This window comes from Sulfitobacter delicatus (assembly GCF_900102535.1).
Lineage (GTDB): Bacteria > Pseudomonadota > Alphaproteobacteria > Rhodobacterales > Rhodobacteraceae > Sulfitobacter > Sulfitobacter delicatus.
Genome location: NZ_FNBP01000005.1, coordinates 116504 through 141574, shown reverse-complemented (window position 1 = coordinate 141574; position 25071 = coordinate 116504). Strand labels below are relative to the sequence as shown.

31 protein-coding genes are annotated in these 25071 nt (G+C 60.0%); 9 read left to right on the top strand and 22 right to left on the bottom strand.

The window, feature by feature from the left end:
• Positions 1 to 10 precede the first annotated feature (10 nt).
• From BLS57_RS11015 to hpt, 4 genes are all read right to left on the bottom strand, one after another.
• Complete coding sequence (locus BLS57_RS11015) at positions 11 to 898, bottom strand: cytochrome c (protein ID WP_093742190.1); 888 nt, start codon at positions 896 to 898, stop codon at positions 11 to 13.
• A 3-nt stretch (positions 899 to 901) separates the two neighbouring features.
• Positions 902 to 1381 (bottom strand): c-type cytochrome, encoded by a 480-nt coding sequence (locus BLS57_RS11010; protein WP_167356412.1) that lies wholly within the window; start codon positions 1379 to 1381, stop codon positions 902 to 904.
• Positions 1382 to 1463: 82 nt separating this feature from the next.
• A complete protein-coding gene (locus tag BLS57_RS19760) occupies positions 1464 to 1640 on the bottom strand; it encodes a hypothetical protein (RefSeq protein WP_167356411.1) in 177 nt (58 codons plus the stop codon).
• Complete coding sequence (gene hpt, locus BLS57_RS11005; RefSeq protein WP_093742187.1) at positions 1637 to 2173, bottom strand: hypoxanthine phosphoribosyltransferase; 537 nt, start codon at positions 2171 to 2173, stop codon at positions 1637 to 1639. The genes BLS57_RS19760 and hpt overlap by 4 nt, the downstream gene beginning before the upstream one ends.
• 68 nt (positions 2174 to 2241) lie before the next feature.
• On the opposite strand from hpt, the gene BLS57_RS11000 reads away from it, so the two are divergent.
• Positions 2242 to 2694, top strand: a complete 453-nt coding sequence (locus BLS57_RS11000) for a type II toxin-antitoxin system RatA family toxin (protein ID WP_093742185.1) — start codon at positions 2242 to 2244, stop codon at positions 2692 to 2694.
• A 74-nt stretch (positions 2695 to 2768) separates the two neighbouring features.
• On the opposite strand, the gene BLS57_RS10995 is transcribed toward BLS57_RS11000, so the two are convergent.
• From BLS57_RS10995 to BLS57_RS10915, 17 genes are all read right to left on the bottom strand, one after another.
• Positions 2769 to 3740, bottom strand: coding sequence for a contractile injection system protein, VgrG/Pvc8 family (locus BLS57_RS10995; protein ID WP_093742183.1), 972 nt, complete (start codon positions 3738 to 3740; stop codon positions 2769 to 2771).
• 4 nt (positions 3741 to 3744) lie between these two features.
• Positions 3745 to 3951 (bottom strand): tail protein X, encoded by a 207-nt coding sequence (locus tag BLS57_RS10990; RefSeq protein ID WP_093742181.1) that lies wholly within the window; start codon positions 3949 to 3951, stop codon positions 3745 to 3747.
• Positions 3948 to 4403 carry a phage tail protein gene (locus BLS57_RS10985; RefSeq protein ID WP_093742179.1) on the bottom strand — a complete coding sequence of 152 codons (456 nt, stop codon included), beginning with the start codon at positions 4401 to 4403 and terminating at the stop codon, positions 3948 to 3950. Before BLS57_RS10985 ends, BLS57_RS10990 begins: the two co-directional genes overlap by 4 nt.
• Positions 4396 to 7473, bottom strand: a complete 3078-nt coding sequence (locus BLS57_RS10980) for a phage tail tape measure protein (RefSeq protein ID WP_093742177.1) — start codon at positions 7471 to 7473, stop codon at positions 4396 to 4398. The genes BLS57_RS10985 and BLS57_RS10980 overlap by 8 nt, the downstream gene beginning before the upstream one ends.
• Before the next feature lie 115 nt (positions 7474 to 7588).
• Positions 7589 to 7882: a phage tail assembly protein gene (locus tag BLS57_RS10975; RefSeq protein ID WP_093742175.1), complete on the bottom strand. Its 294-nt coding sequence runs from the start codon at positions 7880 to 7882 to the stop codon at positions 7589 to 7591.
• A 54-nt stretch (positions 7883 to 7936) separates the two neighbouring features.
• Positions 7937 to 8443 carry a phage major tail tube protein gene (locus tag BLS57_RS10970; protein WP_093742173.1) on the bottom strand — a complete coding sequence of 169 codons (507 nt, stop codon included), beginning with the start codon at positions 8441 to 8443 and terminating at the stop codon, positions 7937 to 7939.
• A 15-nt stretch (positions 8444 to 8458) separates the two neighbouring features.
• Positions 8459 to 9628, bottom strand: a complete 1170-nt coding sequence (locus BLS57_RS10965; protein ID WP_093742171.1) for a phage tail sheath subtilisin-like domain-containing protein — start codon at positions 9626 to 9628, stop codon at positions 8459 to 8461.
• 12 nt (positions 9629 to 9640) lie between these two features.
• Positions 9641 to 10315: a DUF4376 domain-containing protein gene (locus tag BLS57_RS10960; protein WP_139186633.1), complete on the bottom strand. Its 675-nt coding sequence runs from the start codon at positions 10313 to 10315 to the stop codon at positions 9641 to 9643.
• The gene (locus tag BLS57_RS20045; RefSeq protein ID WP_093742167.1) at positions 10312 to 12882 is read right to left on the bottom strand and encodes a glycine-rich domain-containing protein; all 2571 of its coding nucleotides are present in this window, start codon (positions 12880 to 12882) and stop codon (positions 10312 to 10314) included. The genes BLS57_RS10960 and BLS57_RS20045 overlap by 4 nt, the downstream gene beginning before the upstream one ends.
• Before the next feature lies 1 nt (position 12883).
• On the bottom strand, positions 12884 to 13582 hold the full coding sequence (locus BLS57_RS10950; protein WP_093742165.1) for a phage tail protein I: 699 nt from the start codon (positions 13580 to 13582) through the stop codon (positions 12884 to 12886).
• Entirely contained in the window at positions 13575 to 14471 is an 897-nt protein-coding gene (locus BLS57_RS10945) for a baseplate assembly protein (RefSeq protein ID WP_093742163.1), read from the bottom strand. Before BLS57_RS10945 ends, BLS57_RS10950 begins: the two co-directional genes overlap by 8 nt.
• Positions 14468 to 14821, bottom strand: a complete 354-nt coding sequence (locus BLS57_RS10940) for a GPW/gp25 family protein (protein WP_093742161.1) — start codon at positions 14819 to 14821, stop codon at positions 14468 to 14470. Before BLS57_RS10940 ends, BLS57_RS10945 begins: the two co-directional genes overlap by 4 nt.
• Complete coding sequence (locus BLS57_RS10935; protein ID WP_093742159.1) at positions 14818 to 15288, bottom strand: phage baseplate assembly protein V; 471 nt, start codon at positions 15286 to 15288, stop codon at positions 14818 to 14820. The genes BLS57_RS10940 and BLS57_RS10935 overlap by 4 nt, the downstream gene beginning before the upstream one ends.
• Positions 15285 to 15791 (bottom strand): hypothetical protein, encoded by a 507-nt coding sequence (locus BLS57_RS10930; protein ID WP_093742157.1) that lies wholly within the window; start codon positions 15789 to 15791, stop codon positions 15285 to 15287. Before BLS57_RS10930 ends, BLS57_RS10935 begins: the two co-directional genes overlap by 4 nt.
• A gap of 9 nt (positions 15792 to 15800) precedes the next feature.
• Positions 15801 to 16223 carry a hypothetical protein gene (locus BLS57_RS10925; RefSeq protein WP_093742155.1) on the bottom strand — a complete coding sequence of 141 codons (423 nt, stop codon included), beginning with the start codon at positions 16221 to 16223 and terminating at the stop codon, positions 15801 to 15803.
• A gap of 3 nt (positions 16224 to 16226) precedes the next feature.
• Entirely contained in the window at positions 16227 to 17162 is a 936-nt protein-coding gene (locus BLS57_RS10920; RefSeq protein ID WP_093742153.1) for a phage major capsid protein, P2 family, read from the bottom strand.
• Entirely contained in the window at positions 17159 to 18103 is a 945-nt protein-coding gene (locus tag BLS57_RS10915; RefSeq protein WP_093742150.1) for an XkdF-like putative serine protease domain-containing protein, read from the bottom strand. The genes BLS57_RS10920 and BLS57_RS10915 overlap by 4 nt, the downstream gene beginning before the upstream one ends.
• A 157-nt stretch (positions 18104 to 18260) precedes the next feature.
• Between BLS57_RS10915 and BLS57_RS10910 the strand changes: the two genes are divergently transcribed.
• Genes BLS57_RS10910 through BLS57_RS10875 form a run of 8 tightly spaced genes read left to right on the top strand, consistent with a single transcriptional unit; the run spans position 18261 to position 24283 of the window.
• Complete coding sequence (locus tag BLS57_RS10910) at positions 18261 to 19541, top strand: phage portal protein (RefSeq protein ID WP_139186632.1); 1281 nt, start codon at positions 18261 to 18263, stop codon at positions 19539 to 19541.
• Positions 19542 to 19556: 15 nt separating this feature from the next.
• The gene (locus BLS57_RS10905; RefSeq protein WP_093742146.1) at positions 19557 to 21293 is read left to right on the top strand and encodes a terminase large subunit domain-containing protein; all 1737 of its coding nucleotides are present in this window, start codon (positions 19557 to 19559) and stop codon (positions 21291 to 21293) included.
• Positions 21290 to 21706, top strand: a complete 417-nt coding sequence (locus tag BLS57_RS10900) for a hypothetical protein (protein ID WP_093742144.1) — start codon at positions 21290 to 21292, stop codon at positions 21704 to 21706. Before BLS57_RS10905 ends, BLS57_RS10900 begins: the two co-directional genes overlap by 4 nt.
• Before the next feature lie 42 nt (positions 21707 to 21748).
• Complete coding sequence (locus BLS57_RS10895; protein WP_093742142.1) at positions 21749 to 22375, top strand: lysozyme family protein; 627 nt, start codon at positions 21749 to 21751, stop codon at positions 22373 to 22375.
• A 26-nt stretch (positions 22376 to 22401) separates the two neighbouring features.
• On the top strand, positions 22402 to 23232 hold the full coding sequence (locus tag BLS57_RS10890) for a lysozyme (protein ID WP_093742140.1): 831 nt from the start codon (positions 22402 to 22404) through the stop codon (positions 23230 to 23232).
• The gene (locus tag BLS57_RS10885) at positions 23232 to 23633 is read left to right on the top strand and encodes a hypothetical protein (protein WP_093742138.1); all 402 of its coding nucleotides are present in this window, start codon (positions 23232 to 23234) and stop codon (positions 23631 to 23633) included. The genes BLS57_RS10890 and BLS57_RS10885 overlap by 1 nt, the downstream gene beginning before the upstream one ends.
• A 12-nt stretch (positions 23634 to 23645) precedes the next feature.
• Positions 23646 to 24080, top strand: a complete 435-nt coding sequence (locus tag BLS57_RS10880) for a DUF1353 domain-containing protein (protein WP_093742136.1) — start codon at positions 23646 to 23648, stop codon at positions 24078 to 24080.
• The gene (locus tag BLS57_RS10875) at positions 24080 to 24283 is read left to right on the top strand and encodes a hypothetical protein (protein WP_040172122.1); all 204 of its coding nucleotides are present in this window, start codon (positions 24080 to 24082) and stop codon (positions 24281 to 24283) included. Before BLS57_RS10880 ends, BLS57_RS10875 begins: the two co-directional genes overlap by 1 nt.
• 51 nt (positions 24284 to 24334) lie before the next feature.
• On the opposite strand, the gene BLS57_RS10870 is transcribed toward BLS57_RS10875, so the two are convergent.
• Complete coding sequence (locus BLS57_RS10870) at positions 24335 to 25018, bottom strand: DUF7424 family protein (protein WP_139186631.1); 684 nt, start codon at positions 25016 to 25018, stop codon at positions 24335 to 24337.
• Positions 25019 to 25071 lie beyond the last annotated feature (53 nt).

Here is a 25071-nt window from a genome sequence, read left to right as displayed (position 1 = left end):
CGGCCCGGCGTCAGTCGCCGGGCAAGGCTTTCAGATAGGCGGCAATCGCGGCGCGGTCGCTTTCGGGCAGTTGCGACAGGTTTCTCACCACTTCGGCCATTTCACCCCCCGCGCTGTCATACTCTGGCGTGAAGCCGGAGGTGAAATACTCCACCAGATCGACCTTTGACCACTCCAGTTGCGCAGGCGTGATGCCGGGGATTTTGCCTTTTCCCGAGGGGTTCGGCGCGCCTGTCAACCACGCGCTGCGGTCCAACGCGCCCAGAGCGTTGCGTGGCGTATGACACTCGCCGCAATGGGCGAGCCCTTCGGCCAGATAGCGGCCGCGCAGCACCTCGGCATCATGATCGCCCGAGAGCACGTAGTCGTCGTCGGCAAAGAGCAGCTTCCACATGCCCAGACTGCGGCGGATGTTGAAAGGAAAGCCCACCTCATGCGCTTGGCTGGGCGTGTCACTGGCGGGCAGGCTCTGCATATAGGCAAAGAGGTTCGCCACGTCCTGCGGGGCGAGATGGCCATAGGCGGTATAGGGGAAGGCGGGGTAGTAATGCTGACCCTCAGGCGAGACGCCGCGGGTGACGGCGCGGGCGAACTGCGGCAGGGTCCAGGTGCCGATGCCCTGTTCGGGGTCGGGCGAGATATTGGGCGCGTAGAAGGTGCCGAACTTACTGGGGAAGGCCAGCCCGCCGGCCAAGACCAGTTGCGCTTCGTCTTCGCTTTTTGGCACCGCATGACAGGACACGCAGCCCCCGGCAGCAAAGATCAATGCGCCCGCTTGCGGGTCAGGCGTCAGACCTTGGGCGTAATTAGGCTCAAGCGGATCGGGCCGGGTCAGCACCCAGCCAAGGGCCGCGCCGAGAACGGCGCAGCCCAGCAGAATCAAGAGGGTACGGCGCAAGATTTAGTTCTTGGGAACGCGGTAATCATCGTGGCAGGCGCCACAGGCTTTGCCCAGATTGCCCATGCTCGCCTTAAGTGCATCCAGATCGGTCCCGGCGGCATCCATCATCGCTGCGCTGGCGGTTTGCAGGTTCTCCAGCTTGCTGGCGAAACCTTCGGCGTCGGTCCAGACCTCGGGCTTGGCATCCGACCCTTCGACCATGCCGTTCTCGGTGCCTTCAACCCACATGGTCGAGGGATCAAGCATGGCGGCGGCGTGGAGGTTGGACGCGGCAGCCTTTGCCTTCTCAGCGTCATACTCGGCTTCGCCTTTGGCCATGCCGCCCAAAATGCCGGTGTGATAGGCAATGATCTGCATCTGGGCATGGCGTGCGCCGACGGCGGCTTTGGCGGCCTTATCGCTATGGCTGGCGGCAAAACCCGTGGTGGCGATCAGCAGCGCGCCGAGGCTGATGGCAGAAATACTCTTGGTCAAATACATGATGTTCTCCCTTTGATTTCCGCAGGGTAACATGGCGACGATATGTCGCAAAAAACAAAAATGTGATCGGCGGATGAGGGCCTTAGAACCGGCGCGGGATGCGTTCGGCAGTGGCCCAATCGGGCCAATAGCCCAGCCATTCGACCAGCCCGATGGCCAGCGCGGCGGCGATGATGGCAAAGACGAGGATGACCCGTTTCAGCGATGGCGGGTTGCGCACCCAAAGGGACATGCGCAACAGCCAGCGCGGGTCCATCACGTAAAGCGGACCTTGCCGATGAAGGGCAGGTTGCGGTTGCGTTGGGCAAAGTCGATGCCGTAGCCGACCACGAATTCGTCGGGGATCTCGAAACCGGTCCAATCGGCCTTGAGGTCTACCTCGCGCCGCGTCGGTTTATCCAGCAAAGCAATGGATTTAAGCCGCTTAGGCTCGCGCGAGCGCAGCAAATTGGTGACATGGTGCAGCGTGTGGCCGGTGTCGACGATGTCTTCGACGACCAGCACATCGCGGCCTTCGATGGCGCCGCGCAGGTCTTTGAGGATACGCACTTCGCGGCTGCTCTCCATCGCGTCGCCATAGCTGGAGGCTTCGAGGAAATCGACTTCGATGGGCAAGTCCAACTCGCGCACCAAATCGGCGATGAACACGAAAGAGCCGCGCAGGAGCCCCACGACGATCAGCTTGTCGGTGCCGTCGAATTCATCGTGAATCTCGCGACAGAGGTCTTCGATCCGGGCCGCGATGGCCTTGGCCGAGATCATTTCATCGATGACGTAAGGCCGTTGTGCCATGGTTTTGCCCTTGAATCTGCGGGGTCGAACAGTGAGATAGGGGGTAACCTGCAACGCAACGGAACGCAATGCCCACCCATTCTGAGACCCGCCAACTGCCTTACACTGCGCAACAGATGTATGATCTGGTCGCCGACGTGGGCCGCTATCCTGAATTCCTGCCCTGGACCGCCGCTGCGCGCATTCGCAGCGACGAGGACCGGGGTGATCACCGTGTGATGGAGGCCGATCTGGTGATTTCCTTCAAGGTGTTCCGCGAGCGTTTTACCAGCCGCGTGGTGCTGTGGCCGGATGAAAAGAAGATCGATACAGAGTATTTGGACGGACCGTTTAAATACATGAAATCGAACTGGCATTTTGAGGATTCGCTCGACGGCTGTCAGGTGCATTTCTTTGTCGATTTCGAATTCAAGAACGCGATCCTGCAAAAGATCATTGGCGTGGTCTTTAATGAGGCGATGCAGCGGGTTGTGCGGGCGTTTGAGGCGCGGGCGAAAGCGCTTTACGGGCCGCAGGGATAAGATTCTGGACCGGACCAAAAATTTTTTCATTGCGGATCAATTTAATTTTCATTGATCCGCTTGTCGATCCAGTTTCATTCTTTCGGCTTTTCCGTCTCGATTGAGGTGGTGAAGCCCCCGCCGCTGATCTGGTGGCGGGCGCTTGTGACAGACCATAGACCACTCACCCCGACCCTAAAACCCAGGGCGATGATCTGACCCTCAGCCGCGACCGTTGGATCGCCTGGCATCGTGATGCTGAGGGTATCATCCCCGCGCTTAAACTCATCGAGTTTGGCCTTGGCGGCTTTCTCAGCCTCGGCCTTGGTGGAGTGGACGTGGCGCAAGCGCTTCACCGGCGATCCCTCACCAGCGGTCACGGTCTCTTTCTGGCCTGTTTCCTCATTGTGCCAGTGAGCCTCCACGGCCTTGAAGTTGCCACGGCTGGCCAGGGTCATAGACCAGCGCAGCTCACCGTTCCTGGTGATCGGGCGTGGGATCATCGGGATGCCGCTGGCGGTCTTGCCTTCACCCTTGCCAATAAAGAGGAGCGCCTCACCTTTCACGGTGGCGATGGCGTCATGATCCTTGGCGATCCTGGTGAGAAAGTTGATGTCGCTCTCATCGGTCTGATCGAGGTGCTCATATAGAAAAGGCTTGAGCTCCTCGGCCACCTTCGGCTCCAGGCCATGCTCGCCCGCGATGGTGCCCACGATGTCCTCGATAGTCTTATCATCCCAGTTGCGGGTCTTTTGCTCTTTGATCGATCCGCCCAGGTTCACGGCCTTGCCGCGAATTGTCACCCGATCTGGCGGGCCTTTGGCCACTACCTCATCCGCCGTGAAAACGCCCATTGGCGCAAGGAATGTCTCTTTGTACCCCATGAACACAATGAGCGGCGCACCAGGCAAGGGGAGCTCGATGGCGTTGTCGCGATCATCGAGGGTGATCTCCACCGTGTCAGACTTAAAGCCCGCCTCATCCTTCACCACCAGGCTGAGGAGGCGATCCTCGATCTGGCTGGTGATGTTGATGCCCGCCGCGATCACTTTGAAATCAGGGGTCATGCGATCAATCCCAGAGCCGGATTGTGGGTTTCTCCTGGGCGGTCTCCTCGACCGCTGGGAGCTCGATGAGGATGCCAGAGCTCAGGACCGGCCCATGCGCCGCCAGCCCAGGATTGGCCGCAAGGACCTCCTCGACACTATAAGGGGCATCGCCATAGTGCTTGGCGCATACCCGATCCAGGACATCGCCATCCTTGGTGCGATAGATCATGTCAGCCTCGCCAGTGTTGAGAGCGCCGCGAGAGCAAGGCCAAAGCCACCAAAACCACCCTCATCGCTGCCATATTCCTTGAGCGTGATCGAGAAGGTGATCACGCGGGGCGCACCATCGGCCTCCAGCTCGCTCTTGGTTTCCTCGATCTTGAGGATCACCCAATCGCCCAGGACAAAGCCGCCATAGCCCTCCAGGAGCACCAGAGGCTTGCCGCGATCCGCCTGGGCGCGCATGAGATCGAGCTGGCCATAGCCGCCTTTCCAATGGGGCAGGATTTCGCCTGAGAGGGTGATCTGATCAGCACCAGGCCCCACGAATTGCTGGCCAGGCTTGCGCCCGATCCGGTCTTGCTGTTTCCAGCGATAGGTCGAAACCCGCTTGAGCTGTTGATAGGCGGCGGTGTCCAGCATGAACGGATAAGCGCCGAGCATCATCATCACCTTAGTCATGCAAAAGCCCTCTCAATTCGACGCGCGCGCGGTCCTCGGCATCGCTCAGCTCGGCGCGCACAGTTGCCCGCACCTCATCAAGATCAACACCGCCCTCAAAGGCCAAAGGCATATTATATTGAGGCGAGAAGGTGATCGGGCCGCGCTGCATAGCCGATCCGCCCGCCGCCGCCACCGTTGCCATCGCGGGCATGGATGCGCCTGCAACGCCATCAAAACCAATGCCGCTCACCAGGTCACGGGTGCGAGTGGCCATGTCGAGCATGTTGCGCAGGGCACGGTTGTGGGCGATGAACCCGCCCTCGGTGCGATACTCCAGCTCTGGGCCTTCCTCGCCCGTTAGAAGCCAGCCAGGCCGAAACGCGCCACCCTTGGCGCGAGCTTGAACAGGGGAGCCGCTGGAGTTGGTGGCAGGGGCACCGCCTGGCAGGTTGCGCAATGATGCCGAGAGCCGCGCCACCTTGGCCAAGGCGGCATCCACCGAGGCGGTGTTGATCTCTGGTGTGGCCTCGGTCTCAGAGAGAACCTGGAGCGCCTGGCCGAGTTCATCGGACCTGGCGCGCGCATCCTTCAGCTCAGCCTCGGCCACCTCCAGATCGGCGGTGAGTGCGCGGATTTGGTCCTGGTAGGGCATAGCCATCGCGGCGGTCATTGGGCCCTCGCCAAGATTGGCGATGCCAGCTTGCGCCTCGGCGATCTGAGCATTGATGTCAGCGATGCCCAACTCCAGCTCCTCGATGTGCGCCGGGGTGGGCAATGGTCCAGACGCCACAACATTCTCGACAACCCGCGCCACATCCTGTTGATGGTATGGCAAGGCATCAAAGCCCGCACTCTCTGAGGCTTTGGGCGGGGCTACATCAACTACCTCCTGGCCCATCAGGCGTTTCCACCAATCGGGCGGCTCAGGCCACTTGATCACGTCTGTGAGGTCAAAATCGCTGATAAAGCCCCAATCCCAATCTGGGAGCACATCCGCCCAGGTGATGTCAGTGAATTTGGTTTTGACCCGCTCCCAAAGCGATCCAAACCAATCGGCCACACCCGCCCAGGTTGCCTCGATCAGGGCAGCGGGGCCGAACTCGCCGAGCTTTGTCTTGATTGCGTCCCAGCCTGTTGCAACCCCATCTTTAATAGAGGTCCAGTAGCCCGCGAAAGTGTCGGCAATGGTGCTCCAGTTGGAAATGATCAAGCCGAGCGGGTGATAGTCCAGAAAGAGCGCTTTGATGGCTTCCCAGCCCGTCGAAACGCCGGTCTTGATGCTCTCCCAATAGCCCGCGAAGGTCTCTGAGATGCCATCCCAATTCGACAGGATCAAGCCCACTGGATGATAGTTGAGGAACGTGGATTTGATCAGCTCCCAGCCAGCGCTCACACCGCCCTTGATGCGGTCCCAGAGCCGCCCAAAGAAGCCCGCCACACCTTGCCAGGCGTTAGTGATTATGTCGCGCGGGTTGTATCGATCAAAGAGCCCCTGCATGTAACTCCAAGCCGAGCTTACCGCATCGGTGACGCGCCCCCACACATCGGCAAAGAAACCGGCGATTGGCTCCCAATTCTGATAGATCAGATAGGCCGCGCCCGCGATGGCCGCGATGATGAGGCCGATAGGGTTGGCGATGAGCGCACGACCCAGAAAGAGCACGGCTTTGCCCACCAAGGGGAGCACGGTGCGACCGAGCCACAAGAGACCCTTGACAGCACCCAACACCCACTTGGCCATCCCCGCCAAGCTGAGCACTAGCTTAGTGGCCCCAAAGCTCATCATTGCCCAGCCGCTCACCAGCGCCCCCGCGCCGATCAGGATGGGCGCGATCACCGCCGCCAATGCCCCCAGCCCCACGACCACCGCGCCGATCCCCGTGATCAGCTCTGGGTTGGCGTCGATCCAGTCAAAGGCGGTAGCAATGAAAGCATCGATATAGGGCACCAAGCGTTGCACCACGGGCAAGAGGCGCTCGCCAATCTTTTGGCTGATCACATCCATCTTTTGGGACATCAGCACCATCGTGGCATCCCAGTTGTTATCAGCGGCAGCGGCCATCGCTGAGGTGAACTCAGAGCCTTGCTGGGCCGCGTCACCGAGCGCATCTGCATTGGCGCGCACCGCCGCCTCCTGGCCATAGAGGGCATTGATCATTTTCATGGCCTCATCAGTGCCAAAGGCCTCTTTGATCTCAGCCGCCTCAAAGGCATCGAGCGTCTCGCCATAGCGCGCCTGGAGATCGGCCAGGATGTCAGGCATGTCCCTCAATCCGCCATTCTCATCCAGGATGCGCACCCGCACAGGGCGATCCGCGCTTACTTGCATCTTGCCAAAGGCCTCGTGCGCCTTGGCCGCGTTGGTCGCAAAGGCGCGCAGGGCCGTGCCAGCCTCACCGGCCTGCATCTGTTGTTGCATCATGCCCAGGAGGGTCAGTTGCTCGGTCATATCCATGCCGAGATTGACCGCACCCGCGCCAGCGCTCTCGATGGCCTGTTGCATCGCCGCGCCATCAGTTTTGAACTGTTGCACCGAGGCAGAAAGAGCCGCGCCAAATTGCTCGCCAAATTCCGCGTCAGTGAGGTCCTCCATCTGCTTTTTGAAGATCCCGTAAGAGGTCGCAAAAAGGGAGGTCATTTGCTCGGCTTGGCCCTTGGTTGCCTTGGCCACCAGCATTGCCGAGGCGGTCATATCGGCCACGCCCTGATCGGTGAGTGAGCTAATCCCAGACTTGATGTCGTAGGAGGCGCGCACAAAGGCATCCGCCGTGACACCCGCGAGCTGCATTTGCATCTCCTGGCCACGGCGCACCACGGCATCGAGATCGCGCACACCCAAGGTGGCCAGCTCGCCCTTGGCGCGCTCGACATCGCGGATACTATCGGTGAAGCCCGTGACCAAGCGTTGCGCACCGTAGGCGATCCCAGCGGCGGCGGCACCACCGCCCGCCAGCTTCATGGACAAGGCCAGGCGCTTTTGCATGCGCTCACTGGCCTTGGCCACGGTATCCTCGGCATTCCTGAGAGGGGCTGTGAGCCTGTCTGCCAGGCTCACAAGGACATCGACGCCAACACTTGTAGGGATCATGAGTTCTGCGCCTCCGCCTCAATTCTCAGGTAGTCTTTTGCATCCTCGAAGGCATCGAGGAGCTCCTCCACTGGCAACGCATCAATCTCGGACGGTTGCCAGTGGAAATGTCGGCTCATGAAGAGGGAAATTGCCCTGAAATCTTTTGGATTTCCTCCTCCGATACGCCCAAAAAACCCGCGATCATCACCGAGGCCGCATTGAAATCAACGGGGTCCAGCTCCTCCACGGTATCGGGGCCGATCTCGGCAAGATCAGAAAGCATGGTGAAGCTCTTTTTCATCTTGTCCTTGATGGCCTCGAATTTCTTGAGGTCACGCATCTTGGGGCGGCGGATGGTCAGTTCGGTGACCTCCTCACCCTTGTGGGTGAAGGGGTATTCGAGCGTATAGGTCTCAGTATGTGCCATGTCTCAGCCTTCTATCCTTGAGTTGTGCGCTACCGCTTCGCTACTTGAGCGCGCTCAGCGGCCAATATTGGCGCGGTGCTCGGCCAGGAGGTCCTTGCCCTTGACGCGGAAAATCATGTTTTCCTGGTCAATCTCAAAGAGCTCGATGCCATCGCGCTCGCGCTTGTAGTAACGCAAGCTCAGGTCCAGCTTGAGCGGGACGTTTTCACCGTCTTTCCACTCACCCTCATCGAGGACTTTGACGAAACCGCGCATCGTGACCGAGTGCGCATGAGTTGCCCCATCACCGTCCTCGGTGGAGCCCTTGCAGGTGAAGGGGATCAGCGATCCCTCAGTGATGTCCAGCGTCTCATAGAGATGCGGGTCAAAGCCCTCAAAGGTCATTTTGCACATCAGTGCATTGGCCAGGCGCGCCATGCGCACCTCGATGGGGCCAGCCATGCCCGCCGCCGTGAAATCGCGGGTTGCGACCTCGATCTTGGGCACCTCGACCGACGAGGCAACACCGGCAAAGCCGTAGCCATCGACAAAGGCATTCATGAATTTCAGAAGATCACGCATTGGAATAAGCCCTCCTTAGGCCGTTGGCAGGACCTCAGACAGGTAGCCATTGTTGATCATGGAACGGAAAGTGATGTGCTCGGCGGTGGGCGTCTCCACCCAGTCATAGTCAAAGTAGACTTTGCCAGCCTCAAGAGCCTCAGGCGTGTTGAGATCGGGATCGGCCCAGCACTTGAACCCCACCAAGGCACCCACGGTGATCATGCGCCGCCCGTAGGCGTTCACGCCCTCGATCACGTCCTCGAAATAGGTGCGATCCGCATTGCGATCCACCGCCCAGAAATGGGCTTGCATGATGCTCTCATTGATCATGTCAGCCACGCGGCGGCGCTTGATCATTGCCCACTTGGGATCAGCAGAAAGCCCGCGATTGCCCCAAAGGCGATAGCCATCGCGCTGGATGATGGTGGTGACCTCATTCTCATTGAGAATGTTGGCCCGCGATGTGGCATCACCCAGGGTGAAGTCGATGGCACGGGCGGTGCCGGTGATCCCATCGATCAAGCGATTGGATGGGGAGTGCCAGAAACCACGCTCAGCATCGGATTTGGCGATCACACCAGCAACACGGGCCGAGGCGGGACGCACGATCTCAGTGCTTGTCGCGGTATCCCAGACCTTGACCCACGGATCGATGAGATAGATGCGATCAGAGCCGAAGTTTTCACGGTAGGTGATGGCATCGGCATCGGTTGAATTGGGACCATCGGCGATGATGATGGCGCGCAGCTTGGTGGCAATTGAGACCAGCTCAGAGACCACCGCTTGCTCCTGGGAGAACTCCGGCACCACGATAAGGCGCGGGGCAACCTTGACGACGCTCTCAGCAGAGAGAAGCACCTGGAGGCCTTCCGGCGCGCCTGTCACGGCATCGGTGCCGCCGATAATGTTGCTCAGCGTGGCGGCATCGTCAGCGCCTTCCTCAACGCGGATCACAACCACAACGGCCCCAACCTGGTCAAAGATGTCATCGATGGCCGGTGCCAAGGTGCCGGCAGCACCAAGACCAGCGGCATCAGATCGCTTGCCAGCTACCAGAACGGGGGTATTCAGCGGCCACTTGTCGGCGTCGGCATCGGGGGCAGTGCCCACAAGGCCAATGACCGAGGAGCGCACGGTGCGGATTGGGCGTGTGCCGGTGTCGATCTCGACAACCTCGACGCCGTGAAGAAATTGCTCAGGCATATTGGGCCTCCTTTATTGAGCGTTGGTGAGCGCCGCGTCGAATGCGGCTTGGATGTCGATGGCGCGTAGGTCTTCGACGGTGGCGGCTGCTGCAATCTGGGCAGCTACCGTTTCTTCGGCTGCGAAACACGCGGCCACGTGGCCGGTGACAGCGGTGGCGATAGCCGTGATTTCGGGGCCAGACAGGGTGACAAAGCCAGTATCCAGCTTCCAGCGCACCTCAGAAAGCACACCAGCCTGCACCTGCACCACAGCCGCTGTGAGTTGGGATTGGGTGTGCCTGTCAGTGCGCACGGGCGTACCGTCGGGCAAGGTAATCCCACCCGTCTCCCTCTGCCATCGCAAATCCGCCAAGCCATCCAAAAGATGCGCACGCAAGAGGGGTTCACGGTCGCTTTCATTTCCAAATGAAACCGGCGTTCGCACCCAATTCTGCACCCATGCTTTGTCTGCATCTTGCTCAACCGGGGCCTGCTCAACATATTCAAAGAACGGGTCACTTGAGACCGGACGGGGTTTCTCGACAAACGGCGCGAAACCCAAACTCGCCACATCATCGTACTGGAGGTGGCGATCCGGTAAATGCTGATGATAGAGCCGCAGATTACCGGCGTAGAGTGGCGGACCAGAAGGGGCTTCATCAGAAATTGGAATGAGTAACTGTTGCATTTGGGTCTCTCCAATCAAACATCTGCTGTATTGCTAGAAGGAAACTGGCGCGTGTTGCCGGGCCAGATGATCCGCAAAGCACCATTCCCTCCGGCAAATCCGACAGTGCTGCGACCACCGCCGCCACCGCCGCCGAAAGCACCACCAGAGGAAGTTCCCTGGTCACCGCCACTTCCACCACGCCCAGCCGGGGCGCTGTAACCCCATTGAGTGAGAGATGAAGCGTCATTCCCATTTGCGCTGCTGCCTTGACCATAGATGCCAACGCCACCGCCACCTTTGCCTTCTTGAACATTCGCGGCTGTGGCGTTCATATCGCCTCCACCACCACCGCCGCCGGAGCCACCAGAACCGGGCGTGTTGCTGCTCGAATTTGGCGCAGCGTCATTACCGTTGCCGCCAGAGCCTGCATAGCCAGCGGCCCCGCCGCCGCCACCGCCAGCCCCTTCGGACCCCGCACCAACTTTCCCGTCACCGCCGTTGCCGCCCGAAAACCCAGTGCCCGACAAGACCGCACCGCCCGAGCCGCCCGCACCACCGGCACCAGAACTGCCCCCTGAGCCACGCGCCCCAGCACCGCCGCCAGATGCGCCAACAAGCGTTGCGCCGCCTCGTTTTAGCCGTGTCTCCTGTCCAGCGATGCCTTGCTGCATCACAGCAGTTGCGCCGCCCGCTCCAACCTCGACTGTCAAAACCTCGCCCGGAGTAACGGTGATGTCATTTTCAAATGCCAAGGCACCGCCACCGCCGCCACCGCCACCGTTGGGCCAATTCTGCTCGGCTGCTGCCCCTGAGCCACCACCGCCGACTGTCACAGCCGAAATCGACGTAACCCCAGCCGGAACAATGAACGAATAGGTGCCCGGCTCTGTGAACTCTTGTTGACCCGCCAAAGGCGCTGTGTCGAATTGCACCGCATCTGACCAAGCGCTGACCTGTCCCGACGCGCCGCGATGGCGCACTCTGACCCAATAGGTTTCAGAATAGTCCAATGCACCCGACGACACTGTGTGTGATGTGAGGTCGGTGGACGCACTGACATCACTGATGATGTTGGCAAACTCGGCATCTGCTGCAATTTGCCAATCCGAGGTCGCATGCGTGTCTGCTCCCGCATCCGTGGCAAAGGCGCTGGATGTGAAGGGGCCTGTTGGAGCGACGCCCGTCGCACCTGCTTCTGGCGAGGTGATAGAAGGCACAGCGATGAACGTCGAAGCCGTCGAGAAGCTAACGCTATCTGACCAGTTTGACGCCCCAAGCGAGCCACCTCTGTGACGCACACGCGCATAGTAGGTGGTGCTGACAGAAAGTGTACCTGCCGGGACATCTACGGATGTCAGATTGGCAATATCCGCAGAACTGGACCAGACGACATTAGTGAACCCAGCATCATCAGCGATTTCCCAATCGCTTTCCGAATGTGTGTCAGCGCCATTTGGGTAGGTTACAAACGCGCCAGTTGTCAAAAGAAGCCCAGAACTCAATCCCGAGGCACCGCCGGCTGGCGACAAGAAACTTGGTTGCGCCACGGACTGCGCGCCGATGGCGATCTGGAAAATCGCCGTTGCGCCATTGCGGGTCACCGACAGATTGAGATTGCCTGCCGACGCACCGCCCGGAATGTCCAATGTGATCGTGGCCCCAGACAGGCTGGCGGTGCCGACATCAGTCGCAACGGCATAGGTGCTGAAGCTGTCATGGTTGGTGATAGTCAACGTGTTGCTGGAACCGGGAAACACCAGAGAGGGGCCATCCAGAGTGACCATAGAACCACCACCAGCGCCCGCGCCAACTTCCTCATTATTTACAAACTCGACCTTCTGGCCTGCTGTTAGCGCGGCGTCCAAACGCACCTGTGTTGCGTTTAGTGCGTCCCATTCATCAGTGCGCAGGCGCAAGCCGTCAACATAGACCGCAAGCCCGCTGGTGATCGTTTGGGAGAGGTTGAAGACGCTTTGCCCTTCGACCGCTGTGCGCACCTCAGACACAGACGCGATACGCAGGTCATAGCCCTCCGATGGGTCAAACCATTCGGCATCACCTTCTGCATTGGTGGCCTTGCGCAGCATCTGCCCAACGGTGCCAGCGGCGGGGATGATGTAGGGGCGCAATTCATCTACATCGGCCTTGGTAGCGATGGTGATAAAATCATCGATAAGCGCGGTCACGTTCTGTACGGTGCCTACCACTGTGATCAGGTCAAAGATTTGCTCGACCACGGTGGCCCCACCTTCGGCGGGCAGGAAATCCGACTGCGCCCCGGAATTGGAATAGCTGTAAAGATGTTCTTGCAGGGTGTCGGGATCACGCGCAAAGACACCGATCTCGGTGACAAAGAAGCCTTCTGTCACGCCTTGGTTTGTCAGAATGACGCGCATCTTGGAAGTGCCATCACCCAGCACCTCGAAAGACTGGATCGAGAGGCTTTTCTCCTCATCGACCATTGCGGTCAGCGCTTCGGGCTGGGCGGGTGTTGCGCCCGATCCAAGCGCCACGCGGGTGAAGGTCAAAGCCTGACCGATCTGCGCCTTGGCTTGAAGCTGGCGACCGGCGGCGGTCAGGATCATTCCGGGAAAGTCTGCCATATCAGGCCCTCATTGGATGGATGGTTGTGGTGGACGCGCGGTGCAAAGCCGATGCCGCTATGGCGGGTGCATCAGGGATATTCAGAGCGATGCGAGACGGCGCGATGCGCAGGGTGGATGAAACGTGCTGGGCCGTCGCGAAGCGCGGACGGCGAGGCGCAAGCGCCGGTGCAAAGCGCAGGCCAACTTGCGTTGTAAGCGCATGCTGGTGAGCGGTTCCGATGGCAAACTCGGCGCGCCCATTTCGCTTGACCTGGATTGATTTTAGGTGAGACCGGACTGGCTTCGTGTTTGCGATGACTTTCAACACGCTCGAATAGGCGTGATCTGAGGGCAATGAGCCCGATACAACCACTTTGAACTCATGAGGGGCGAGGTCACCGGCCCGCTCGATGATCTCAATGTCGTCAAGAATGCTCTCAACCGCACGACGTACCGAGCCAGGTGTGCCTTTCATGCGATGCACTTGGATCGAGTTGCGGATCACGTTGCGCTTGATGGTCTCAGGCCAAGCATGATCCCAAACCTCGACAGAGAAGGCCCATGCCATCCAAGGCAAGAGCGCCTCTGGGCATGTGTCCACATTCCAGAGCGTGGCGATTGGGGCCTCAATTCCGATGGTGCGTTCAGCGATCACGGTCTCGATGGCGCGCTCTGAGGTTGTGGCGCTTGGGGGCAAAAGGCGATTAATATCAGACATCGCGGCCCCCCACTGTCACGGTGATCTCAGTGCAATGCGCGGCGGTATCACTCCCGATCTCAAGGGTCGCGGCGGGCGAGATAATGTTGATGTCCTGGACGCCATCGCGATAAAGCGCTGCATGCAAGCCAGCAATGGTGATGTCATGACCGAGGCGGTGATGCTCATCGACAAAGGCTTGAACGGCTGCGACGGATGCCTGGCGCACGAGCTCAGCATCCGGCCCATCATACAGGATCAGCTCGGCCTCAATGTTATATGCCTGGATATTCGCGGCCTCCACCAGGACCTCATCGGTCAACGGGCGGCGGGGGTCAGTGGTCTCATCCACCAGGGCCAGGAGCGCCGCATCAGGCACCCCGTTGCCCTGGGTGGACAGCACAACGATGCGCACTTGGCCAGCGGTGACGGTCTCCAGGATCGCAACGTCCTTTATCTCAGCCGAGGCGCTCAATGCCCAGAACGTATAAGAGCCAATAGAGCCAGCCGTGGTGAACCCCTCAGGCGCAAGCTGGACGCGGGCGCGCAAGCGGGCATCATCCTCCAGGACCTTATCTATGGGCGGGCTCACCGATGCATCGGCCTCTTGGATCACCAATCGCTCGACGCCATAGAAGGCCGCGAGGTGGTCAAGAACCGCGCCAGAGGCATAGGCCAATAGGTTACCAGCGCCCGCATCTTGAACGGCGGCGCGCAAGATGAGCTCGCGATAACTATCCTCTTGGAGGAGCTTGACCAGCGGCTCGCTTTCCAGCTCCAGAGATGGCGCAAGGTGCGGCGCAAGCTCGATCAGGCGGGCCTTGCGGGCGGCAAAGATGGTCTCAAAATCAGGTTGCTCGATAATCTGCGGCGCAGGCAAGCGGTCAAGATTGATGGCGGTGAAACTCATAGCACCACCCCATCGAGCCGGATTTCCTCACCGCTGGGCAGATATTGGCCATCAAGGGTGATCGAGATGCGCCCACCTTCCAGCTCCTCAGGCAAGGCCTCAGCCTGGACGCGGGTGACGCGTAAGCGCGGCTCCCACTTGCGCAGGGCATCGACAGTGGCCGCATAGATCAGCGCCAGGGTGAGCGGTGTCAGGTTGGCATCGATGAGCTCAAAGAGCCCAGACCCATAGTCACGGCGCATGACGCGCGAGCCCAGGGGCGTGATCAGGATGTCGCGCACCGATTGGCGCAAGTGATCCAGGCCATCGATGGCGCGCCCGTTGTTTGCGTTAAGGCCAATGACACTCATTTGGGTTTCCCCGTATCGGCCGGGCCAGGCGCGATGCCGCCGTGGACGTGATTGATCAGGCTGATCCCGTTGGCGATCACGTCGCCATTCACGATCACATTGCCAGGCGCGGTTATGGTCACGACGCCGCCAGCGATCTCGATGATCTCGCCGCCTGGGTAGGTTGTTTTGAACTTACCCGCCGCCGCTTGGGCCACATTGGCCCCGTTGGCCAAGCTGCACACAATGACGCCCTGGGCCATATTGCCGGATGTCGAGACCACCAGGACCTCCTCGCCAACGCTATAGGCCCAGCTCTCATGCGCATCGCCAGCGCGGCGCACCCCCATGCGTAGCCAGCCAGTTAGCAGCTCGCCCACGCGCACCCGCGCCTTGGGCGGGTTGGAATACTTGACCTGCTCGACCACGCCCATCTGGGCGATATTGGCGAGGCGACGGTCATTCTCGGTTGTGTCAAAATCGCTCATGCATCACCGCCAATCGGTGCCACATAGGCATCCTCATTGCCTGGGCCGATGTCAGGGGCTTGCCCCACTAAGAGCTCAGGGCGCACTGCTGGGCCATGATAGGCCGCGATGGTGCCGGTGACGGTGAAGCGCAAGGCGCTGGCCACATCCTGATCGCGGAAGGTGTCACGCCACTCGGCCAGCACGATGCGGGCCTTTTCGCTGATCTGATCGACCTCAGGCTCAGCCTTAAAATTCAGAAACACGGGATCGGCCACCAGGTATGTGATGAGCGGCTCGACCTCCAGACTATCGATGCCATCGGCGCGCAGCTCGGCGCGCACTACACCCTCGAATTGGGTGCGGCGCTCCCAGTCACCCTCCAGCCCACCGGCTGAGGTGAATTTGAGTTGCTCGACCATCACCACAACGGCAACGTGATCCCACACCGTCTCCACCGCCTCAGGCAAGGTGGCGATCAGGCGGGCTTTGAGCTCCTCAGAAAGGCGGGTTCGCAGGCGCATAAAAGGTCCTCAGATTGCGCCGAGCCAAGCGGTGTCAGCGCTGGCTTGGCCTTGTGTTTCGTCAGCCGGATCGGCGGGGGTGACCTTGGCCACCAGTTCCTCGAAACGGCTCATCAATCCTTTGACTTTCGCATCGACCTCATCGGCATCGAGGAAACGGTATTCGACCGATCCCTCCAAACGCCCCACCTTGGCCGCGCCATCGAGCGCGAAGGTGTTGAGCCAGGGAAAGACACTGGCCAAGGCGCGCACGGTGAGCGCCTCGATCCATTCTTGCTCCAGGCCATCAGGTGCACCCGCCACACCGGCGGCACTTGCGAGAGCGCGCTCGGCGATCTCGATATGCTTGGTGAGGAGAGCCTCTGGCACCTCGCTTGGGAGGTTAGCAAAGGCTCTGATCTCAGCCGGTGTGACGTTTGCGACCTCAGGCATGGTTTACTCGCCCAGGACAGCGGCTTGCTTGACCGCCACCTCGTAATCCACCGCCATGTCGAAGGTGTATTCGAGGACCCGCTTACGCGAGTGATAGGAACGATCACGGCGCACATCAGTGCTCACGCCATAGACCAGGTTTTTCAGCGGCGTGAACGCCACCGAGCCGCGCGGCATATCGGGGTGGGCCTCGATGGGCTTGCCCTCGAAGCGGCGCAACGGGCTATCGGCATTCATCGCCGTGCCGGTGATCGGCGCATTGAGCTCGCGCGCATACTCATCGGCATCGGCCTCATTCATGAGGAACACCGAGGAGCTGCGGAACCGAGTGTCAGACGCATCCATGATGGCGCGCAGGGACGCGATCCAGCCATCGGTCGCGGGATCGATGGCGATCTTGGGCGTGTTGGCCGCATCGCGCATGATCTGGAGCCAGCCCTTATTGAGCCGGATGAACTTGGCAGCGCGATCCGCGCCCGCCGCATCATCTGCGATGCCGTTGAAACCCAGATCGACCAGATCGGTGGTCAGGCGAGTGTTGAAGCCTGTTTCGATCTCTTTGAGCAGGTTGGGGTTGTCCTTGTTTTCGCGCAGGAAATCCAAGGTCAGGGTTGGGAAAAGCTGCACATCGAGGGCGGTCAGCTTACAGCCGAACTCAGCAGCATCGCCGAATTGGCCCGCATCAGGATCGGTGCCCTGAGGAACGCGCACCAGTTGGCGGCGCATGATGTCCAGCACATCCACATCCTTAGTCAGACGTGTCATGCGCTCGGTTGTGATCTTGGTCAGGAACGTGTCCTGAAACAGCATCGAGATCAGGCGGGATGCGGCCTGGGGTTTCAGCTCGCCGCCATTGCGCAGGTCCTCGGCATCGATCATGCCCTTGGAAACAGCGACAATATCGTCGATCTGTTGGCCGTTGATGGTGATCAGGCTCATGCGAAGCTCTCCTCGGTCGCGCCCGCAGTGGGGTCAGTTTCGGTCACGCCCTTGGCCAGCGCCTTGGTCACCGCATCATCGATCTTTTGGTCGATGCTCTTTTCGGTACCCTTGGTGGTGCCAACGGCTTTCTCCACGGCCTTGGCGATCTTGGCATCCAGATCATCCTCATCCGCTTTTGGGGCAGGGTCAGGCACATCGATGCCGTTTGCCTTCAAAAGCTCTTTGGCCTTTTCCAGCTCAGCCGCATCGGCCTTGGGGGCAGGATCGCCAGCCGGTTGGCTTGCGTCCTTGAGCGCATCGGGCAGAACGCTTTTCAGCGTTTCGGCCACCAGCGCTTGGACCTCATCTTTGGTCATGTCAGTCTCCTCGACAGGTTCTTGGTGGGGCGCGCCGGTCAGCGCTTTAATGAGACGTGCGATCAGGCCGATCTCAGCGTCTTTCTCGGTGTACCGAGGGTGGGCAGGATCATCCGGCCCAGGCTCCATGCGAGCGATCCCAGCCAATGAGATGCCAGTCAGCTCGCCGGATTTCAGTTGCTTCCAGAGGTCGGGATCGCCGATCTGGATGCCTACGGCCCAGGAGCCCTCTGGCTCATCAGGGAAAAGCGGATCACCTTTGCGCACCAGCCAGCTCTCGGCCACATAGGCCATCTCGCTGGTGAATGAGTGTTCGGTGTCGATGTTCTTGAGGCGACCCTCGCGCATGAACTCGGCTTGAGCTTTGCGGATGGTGTCAGCATCGGCGGTGTCGCCGTGCGCGTCCTCTTGGTCAGGCGCATAGACCACGCCATAGGCGCGCATCATGTCGTCATTTTTGACCACCAGATCGAAGGCGGCGGGGCGCTCACCATCGGCGGCTTTCAGGGTCAGACCCTTGCCCGTGGCCGGTGTTTTGACCAGGGACAAAAAGCTAACCGATAGGTCTGTGAGCTTAGCCAATGGCTTGCCTCCTCAGCGTTTCAAAAAATTCCTGAAATCACTCTTGCCCGATCAGTTAATGCCGTGCCAGATAGGTGGGTGGGTTCTGGTTTATAACTAAACTTTCAAAGGCTTAGGGGGATATTGCTACCCAATTTTGCGCGGTATCTCTTTGCTCATGAGCAAAGATGAAACCCCACCCGCAGGCTCCGAAACAGAGGCCCAATCCACCGCTGAGGCGGTCACCATCTCGGTGCATAAATCTGAGATCGACGGCTTGCTCGCGTCACGGGCCGAGGTCGGCTTGGATGGTGAGTTTCTTTGGCCGATCCCCGTGCGCAATCTCTCGGCCCTTTACCGCGCCAGCGCCGAGCATAGCCGTGCGATCCATGTGAAAGCTGAGGGCGCGTTTGGTGGTGGTCTTCTTGGCGAGGCCGAGCGGATCGAGGAGCTTTGCGATACCGGCGCGACTGAGCTTTTCATGTTGCTCGATCTCGACCTCGGCACCTATGGCAACGCTTTCCTCCAGGTGATCCGGTCCAGCGATGGCGAGCGCATCATTGGGTTGCGGCGCTTGCCCGCGATCACAATGAGCCGCTTTCGCGATGGTTACCTCCAGCGCATCGGCAAACCCAATGGCGACACCCGCAAGGTGACATTCACCGCCCGCGAGATTGTCCACTTGCGCGAGCCATGCCCAATGGGGCGGCGCTACGCCTTGCCCACATGGATCGGCGCTGAGGGCATGCTGGAGTTGGCGCTGGCCGCGACCCGCTACAACGCCTCGTTTTTCAAGAATAACGCGATCCCAGAGTATGCGATCACGTTCAAAGGTTTGACCCCATCCGCCGCTCAGAAAAAGGCGATCCAGGACTTTTTCCGCAATGAGCACCAGGGGCTCGACAACGCCCACCGCACACTGGTCATGACCACTGGCGAGGAGGGCGAGATCGACATCAAGCGCCTCACGGCTGAGGTCAAGGATGGTGATTTCCTCAAGCTGATCGATGCCGCGCGGGATCGCATCCCTGTGGCGCACGGCACCCCGCCGCGCGTCCTGGGCATCATAACCGCTGGCCAGCTCGGTGGCGGTGGCGAGGTCAGTGGCCAGCTTTTCACCTTTGAGCACCTGACCCTCAAGCCCAAGCGGCGGCGCATGCTGGACCAGCTCCGCCCGCTCCTCAAAGAGTTGGGCCTCAAGCCAGGCAATGCCGAGGAAACGCTTGGCCCTGGCGAGGTTACATTCCGCCCGCTTGATCTGACCCCGCCAAGCGACGATGCCGAGGACCTGCCAGGGCTGGTCAGCGCCGGGATCATCACCGCCGAGGAGGCACGTGTGCTCATGCCCGCTTTGGCCAATTCCTCTCAGAGCGGCTCAGCGGCCCCAGGAGCGCCAGTTGAGCGCTCGGCACCCTCAGGGTCGATGGATGCCCTTGTGGCCCTCCTGGCGCGGTCCTGAGGGGTGTGAGCGGCAATGGCAAAGCAACCTGTTTCCAAAAGAGCCACAGAGAGCGCCACTGAGGGGCATTGTCCACCTCTCGGCACCACTCACCCAAAAAAGAAAGACTTGACGCATTCTGGGTCCTCTCAGCGGCTCTCAGCCACATCCAAGCGCCCAGGACGCCCACCCAAATTCACCGAGGCTCAAAAAGAGGATGCCTTAGCTCGATACCTGGCTGGTGACAGCACCAGCGAGATCGCGGCGGTGATCGGGTGCTCTGAGCGCACGGTGCGCGCCTGGGCCTCTAAAGGCGATTGGGGCAGCGACTTGCGCAAGCGCCGCGAGACATCGGACGGGATCGAGGCTCAAATTCACCGGCTCAGCCGCATCAAGAACCCCAGCAACGCCCAGGCGCAACGCCTTGCCATGCTCACCAAGTCATTGGATCGGGTGAAGAAATCGCAACCCAAGCCCAAGCCTCGGCCAACGGTTTCCAATGCGGTCTCAGCCGAGGCTTTGGCCCGCGTCCTCGATCCTGAATATGGGCTCTATGAGTATCAAACCGAGTTTCTCCAGGATGAGGGGCGGTTCCGCATCATCCTCAAGGCGCGTCAGATCGGTTTCTCCTACGTTGTCGGGCTTGCCGTGCTCCTCGGCGCGATGGCTGGACGCCCTCAGATTGTGGTCTCAGCATCCGAGCGCCAAGCCCAGATCATCCTTGCCTATGTGCGCCACCACGCCGCGCGCCTGGAGGTCCTGATCGATGAGGACAAGGCCAACAAACTCAAGGTGATGGGCACTGAAATCGTGGCCATGTCCACCAACTTCCGCACCGCCCAGGGTTGGCCTGGCGATGTCTGGCTCGATGAGTTTGCCTGGGTGCGCAATCAGCGGATGCTTTGGGCGGCGGTGATCCCATCGATCACCGCAATGGGTGGGCGCGTCACGGTGTTTTCCACACCGTTCTTGCCTGGGTCTTTGTTCTGGGAGATCGCCACCAATCACAAAAACAAGCACGGCCATTGGTCGCGCAAAACCATCACCATCGAGGACGCGATCAGCCAGGGCATGCCATTGCCTGGCGGTCTCGATGAGCTGCGCATGCTCTTTGATAGCGAGAGCTGGGCGATGTTCTATGAGTGCCAGTGGGCTGAGAATGGCTCCGCGCTCTTGTCCTGGGAGCTCCTGCACTCGCTTACCGAGGAGCGCATCTTGCTGCATCGCTTTGGCCGCTTGCGCGGTGGTGTCGATGTGGGCCGGATCAATGACCGCACGGCCATCGCGCTGGTGGGCCAGGAGGTCGATGGGAAAAAGTGGAAAGATCGCTTTGCTCTGATCCACCACGAAATGCACAAGGGCATGAAATTCGATGCGCAAAAGGCCACCATTCATGAGGTTGACGGGCGTTTCGATATTGAGAGCTGGAAGATCGACAAGACGGGCCTCGGTATGCAGCTCGCCGAGGAGCTCCACACCGCCAGCCCTGAGCGCTTTGAGGGCGTTTGGTTCTCAGCTCAGCGCAAGTCAAAGCTCGCTTTGAACGTGCTCAAGCTGGCCGAGGAGCGCCGCCTCCTGTTGCCCAATGATCCCGATGTCCTGGCGCAAATGCACTCGATCCAAAAGATCACCAGCGGCACCTCGATCAAGTATGACGCCGAGCGCAATGATGAGGGGCATGGTGACCTTTTCTGGGCCGTTGCGCTCGCCGCCGATGGGCGCGCAAAGCCAGGCGGTGGCGGCGGCGGGCTGGGCATCGAGGTGCTCTCATGAACCTCCAGCGCATCAGCCTCCAGGTGGCAGAAAAGCTACGCGAGATCGCAACACGTCAAGACAATGTGCCCTTTGATAAGGGCGATTTGCGCAAGGCGCATGTGGTCGAGCCATCCGGCACCGAGGACGCGATCCTGGCGGCCAACACGCCCTATGCGCGCGCGGTTCACGATGGCAGGCCCGCGCTCACCATCAAACCAAAACGCAAGAAAGCACTCGCCTGGAAGGGCGGGAGACACCCCGCAAAATCGGTCAAGCAACCCGCCCGCAAGGGAAACCCTTGGCTGGCGCGAGCGGTGGATGAGCTGGAGCGCGAGGGTCTCGACTTTCTCGCTCCAGAGCTTGGCCAAGATGTGGCCGATGAGCTCACAGATGCATTGCGCGCCCGTGGGCTGGCGGTGCGCCAAAGGTAGGCGATCCCGTTCAACTTCAACCCAGCCAGAGGAGAAACTCACATGGCAACACAGACCCAAGCCCAGAAGAAAGCCGCCGCCAAAAAGGCCGCTGAGGCAAAGGCGAAACCCGCCGAAACCACAACGCAACCGGCCACCACGGCTACCGCTGAGGCGCAAACCCAAACCACGGCCCAAGGCGACATCAATGCCCAGGCGCAAGCCGGTGTTGGTGAAACGCAAGGCGCTGGCGATCCGCAGACAAGCGGCGATCAGGACCAAGCGCAACCGATCCCCACCGTCTTTGATCAGGCCGTGCAATTCTCGATGAGCGGCCATGCCAGCGGGCGCACCGCACCCAATGCCGGTGAGCTTTGGGATGCTTTCGCATGCGAGGCCATGCCGCCTGAGCTGGCCGTGGCCGTGTTTGATTGCGCCGTGCATCAAGGGGCCAAGATCACCGCAATTCTCTTGAGCAAGGTGGGCATCACCTCTGAGGATGGCCAGGTCGATCCTGAGAGCATCGAGGCCCTCGCGGATCGCGATGCGGGCGAGCTGGTGATCGACTTCCTGGCTTGGCGTTTGCGACGCTACGCCTTCACCGCCAATGCGCCATCCAACATGCGCGAGTGGTCGCAACACATCCTCCAGCTCCAGGCCTTTGTCCTGAGCGATCTGCAAACCGGCTAAGCCCCAAACCTCGAAAGGAATGACCGATGAAACTCATCGCGAATTGGAAATCAGTGGCCAAAACTGCGCATAGCATGTGGGCCTTTTACGCCAGCCTCTTTTGCCTCCTCTTGCCTGAGGTGATCTTTTGGGGCTTTGAGATCGACACCAATCCCCGCATCTGGTGGGTGCTGGGTGTGGCGCTCCTGATCTATGGCATCATCGGGCGGCTCTGGGATCAGGGCATTGATCGCACCAAGATGCGCTCGCCCTGGGTTGTTGGGGTTATGGCCCTTGGCCTGGTGGTGGTGCTGGCCATGCAACATGGCACCAGCCTCACCAATACGGTGACCGGCACCAGCGAGCCCAGCGTGACGGCCGAGATCGCGACACCGGCATCAGCGCCAGCGGCCACCGCATCCAGCGATACCTCCTTTCTGGAGATCGCGGTGCCCTTTGTTGGGCGTTGGGAGGGCCTCCGTTTGGAGGCGTATCTCGACATCGTGGGCGTCCCTACGGTCTGCTATGGCGAGACCAAGCGGGTGCGGCTGGGTGACAGCTACACCAAGGCCGAGTGCGATGAGATGCTCGCCCGCGAGATCATCTCATATCGTGACCGATTGCGGCCCGCCTTTACCTCCCAAACCCTCGCAAACCGGCTCCCCATCCCGCGTGACGTGGCATTCACCAGCCTCGCCTACAACGTGGGGGTGTCAGGCACCTCAAAGAGCACCGCAGTGCGGCGCTTGAATGAGGGTAACATTGCGGGGGCATGCACCGCGCTTGGCTGGTGGAACAAGGCTGGCGGGCGCGTTGTGCGCGGGCTGGTCAACCGGCGCAGCGAGGAGACCGAGCTTTGCATGCGCGGGGTCGCGTGATGGCCAGAATTATCGCACTCCTGATTAAGGTCGGCTTTGGCGGGATGATCGAAAAGGCCCTCTATCACATGGAGCGGCGCGCCGAACTCGAAAACGACCGCGAGCGCCTGAAATCCCAAACCGCCGTAGCGCTGGCCCGTCATGCCGTGAATGAGGCCAAGATCATGGCCGATTACAACAAGTCCAAGCTGGCATTTCCGTGGTTCTGGGTGTTTGCGGGGCTCTTCATTGTTCCGCTGGCGCTTTGGTGGTCGGCTGTCATTCTCGATAGCATCTTTGGTTTTTCCTGGTCGGTAGCCGATCTGCCCACCCCTCAAATGCAGGAATGGGCGGGAGATATGATCCGATGGCTGTTTTATGTCGGCTCTGGCGTGGGTGCCTTGCGCGCCCTGCGCCGATGAGGGAGGGGCGGTATGTCTAGCTTTACAGATCGTCTTATCATCATGGCCGTACCGAACACGGCAATCGGTCTGGCACGGCTTCTCCCGCCTGGCTTTCAGCGCCCCCGCTGGGAGGTGCTGGAGGGTTTCCGCTATGCCGTGGGAAGCCTCGACCATCCCGATCAGGTGATCGAGGTGCCCGATGGGTTCCATTTCGATGGCGCATCAGTGCCTTTGCCGTTTCGGATGCTGGTGCCGATGGCGCACCCAGACTACATCCAGGCGGCGGCGCTGCATGACTGGATGCTGGAAAGCGGCCTCTATACGCGGCGGCGGTGTGATCAGGTATTCTATGAGGCGCTTGGCGTCTTGGGCATGCCTGAGCTCTGGCGCGCCGCTATGTTTGGGGCCGTGCGCCTTGGTGCATTGCGCTGGCATGCGCGCAAGCTGATTGCGAGGGTGTCGTGATGGAAGTGAACCTCAAGGACATCCTCACATGGGGTGGCATGGCGATTGGCCTGGTCGCCCAATGGTTCCACCTCAAGGGGCGCGTGGCGATCCTGGAGACCAAACAGGAAATCCAGAAAGAGCATCACGAGGAAAGCATGAGCAGGATCACCCGCTCACTGGAACGGATCGAGCGCAAGCTGGATGATAAAGCGGATAAATGAAAAGGCCCCGCTGGGCTGGCGGGGCCTTGAGAAAATGCGTGAGCGGTAGCCTTACTGCGATAATAAGATATGCCCGATAATTGCGTGGCTATATCCTTGCGCCAGCGCGACATTAGACACATCCGACAGCACGATTTTAACCTCACTGCGGCGTGCCAAGTCATATGCCTTTGTTGTTTGCACAGGAATAGCCCTACCATCAGCGTAGACGTCCGACAGATGAAGCTTGGCGGCACCTTTGAGGTCGTTCTGAATTGTCGCGCTCAACAAGGGCTCCACATCTTTCCCGCCAAAGCGCGTCAACTCCTCTGGAATAGCACCGCGAAAGCTGGCAACACCCTCAGCGCTTTGAAAAAATGCTATTGTCACTACATTTTCCACATCGGAATAGACACCAATAAAGATTGGCTGTGCACTATCTGCCTTCTGATTTTTAACCTCATGCACAATCTCCACCGGCACCCGAAATAGGGCGACACTATCAAAGCCGCGTTGCTCACAGCCAAGGCTTTCCGCACCGCCGTACGCCTCTGAAAGGGCAGGCAAAAGGCCTGCGTTAACCTTCTCACACTCACCCTTGCTGCCGATTTCAAACGCCAGCTCAAGTGGTGTGGTCAGCGGCTCCCCAGTCTCCTGTACACTCAGCAGATCAGATGTGAACAAATCAGCATCAGCCCACATTTTGCACCCTGTGAGCGTTCCAGCAAATACTAGTATAATAGCAATTCTTCTCATATTTATTCTCCCTAAAATTGAACTGACAAAACCAATCGCTCGATTTTTGGCAC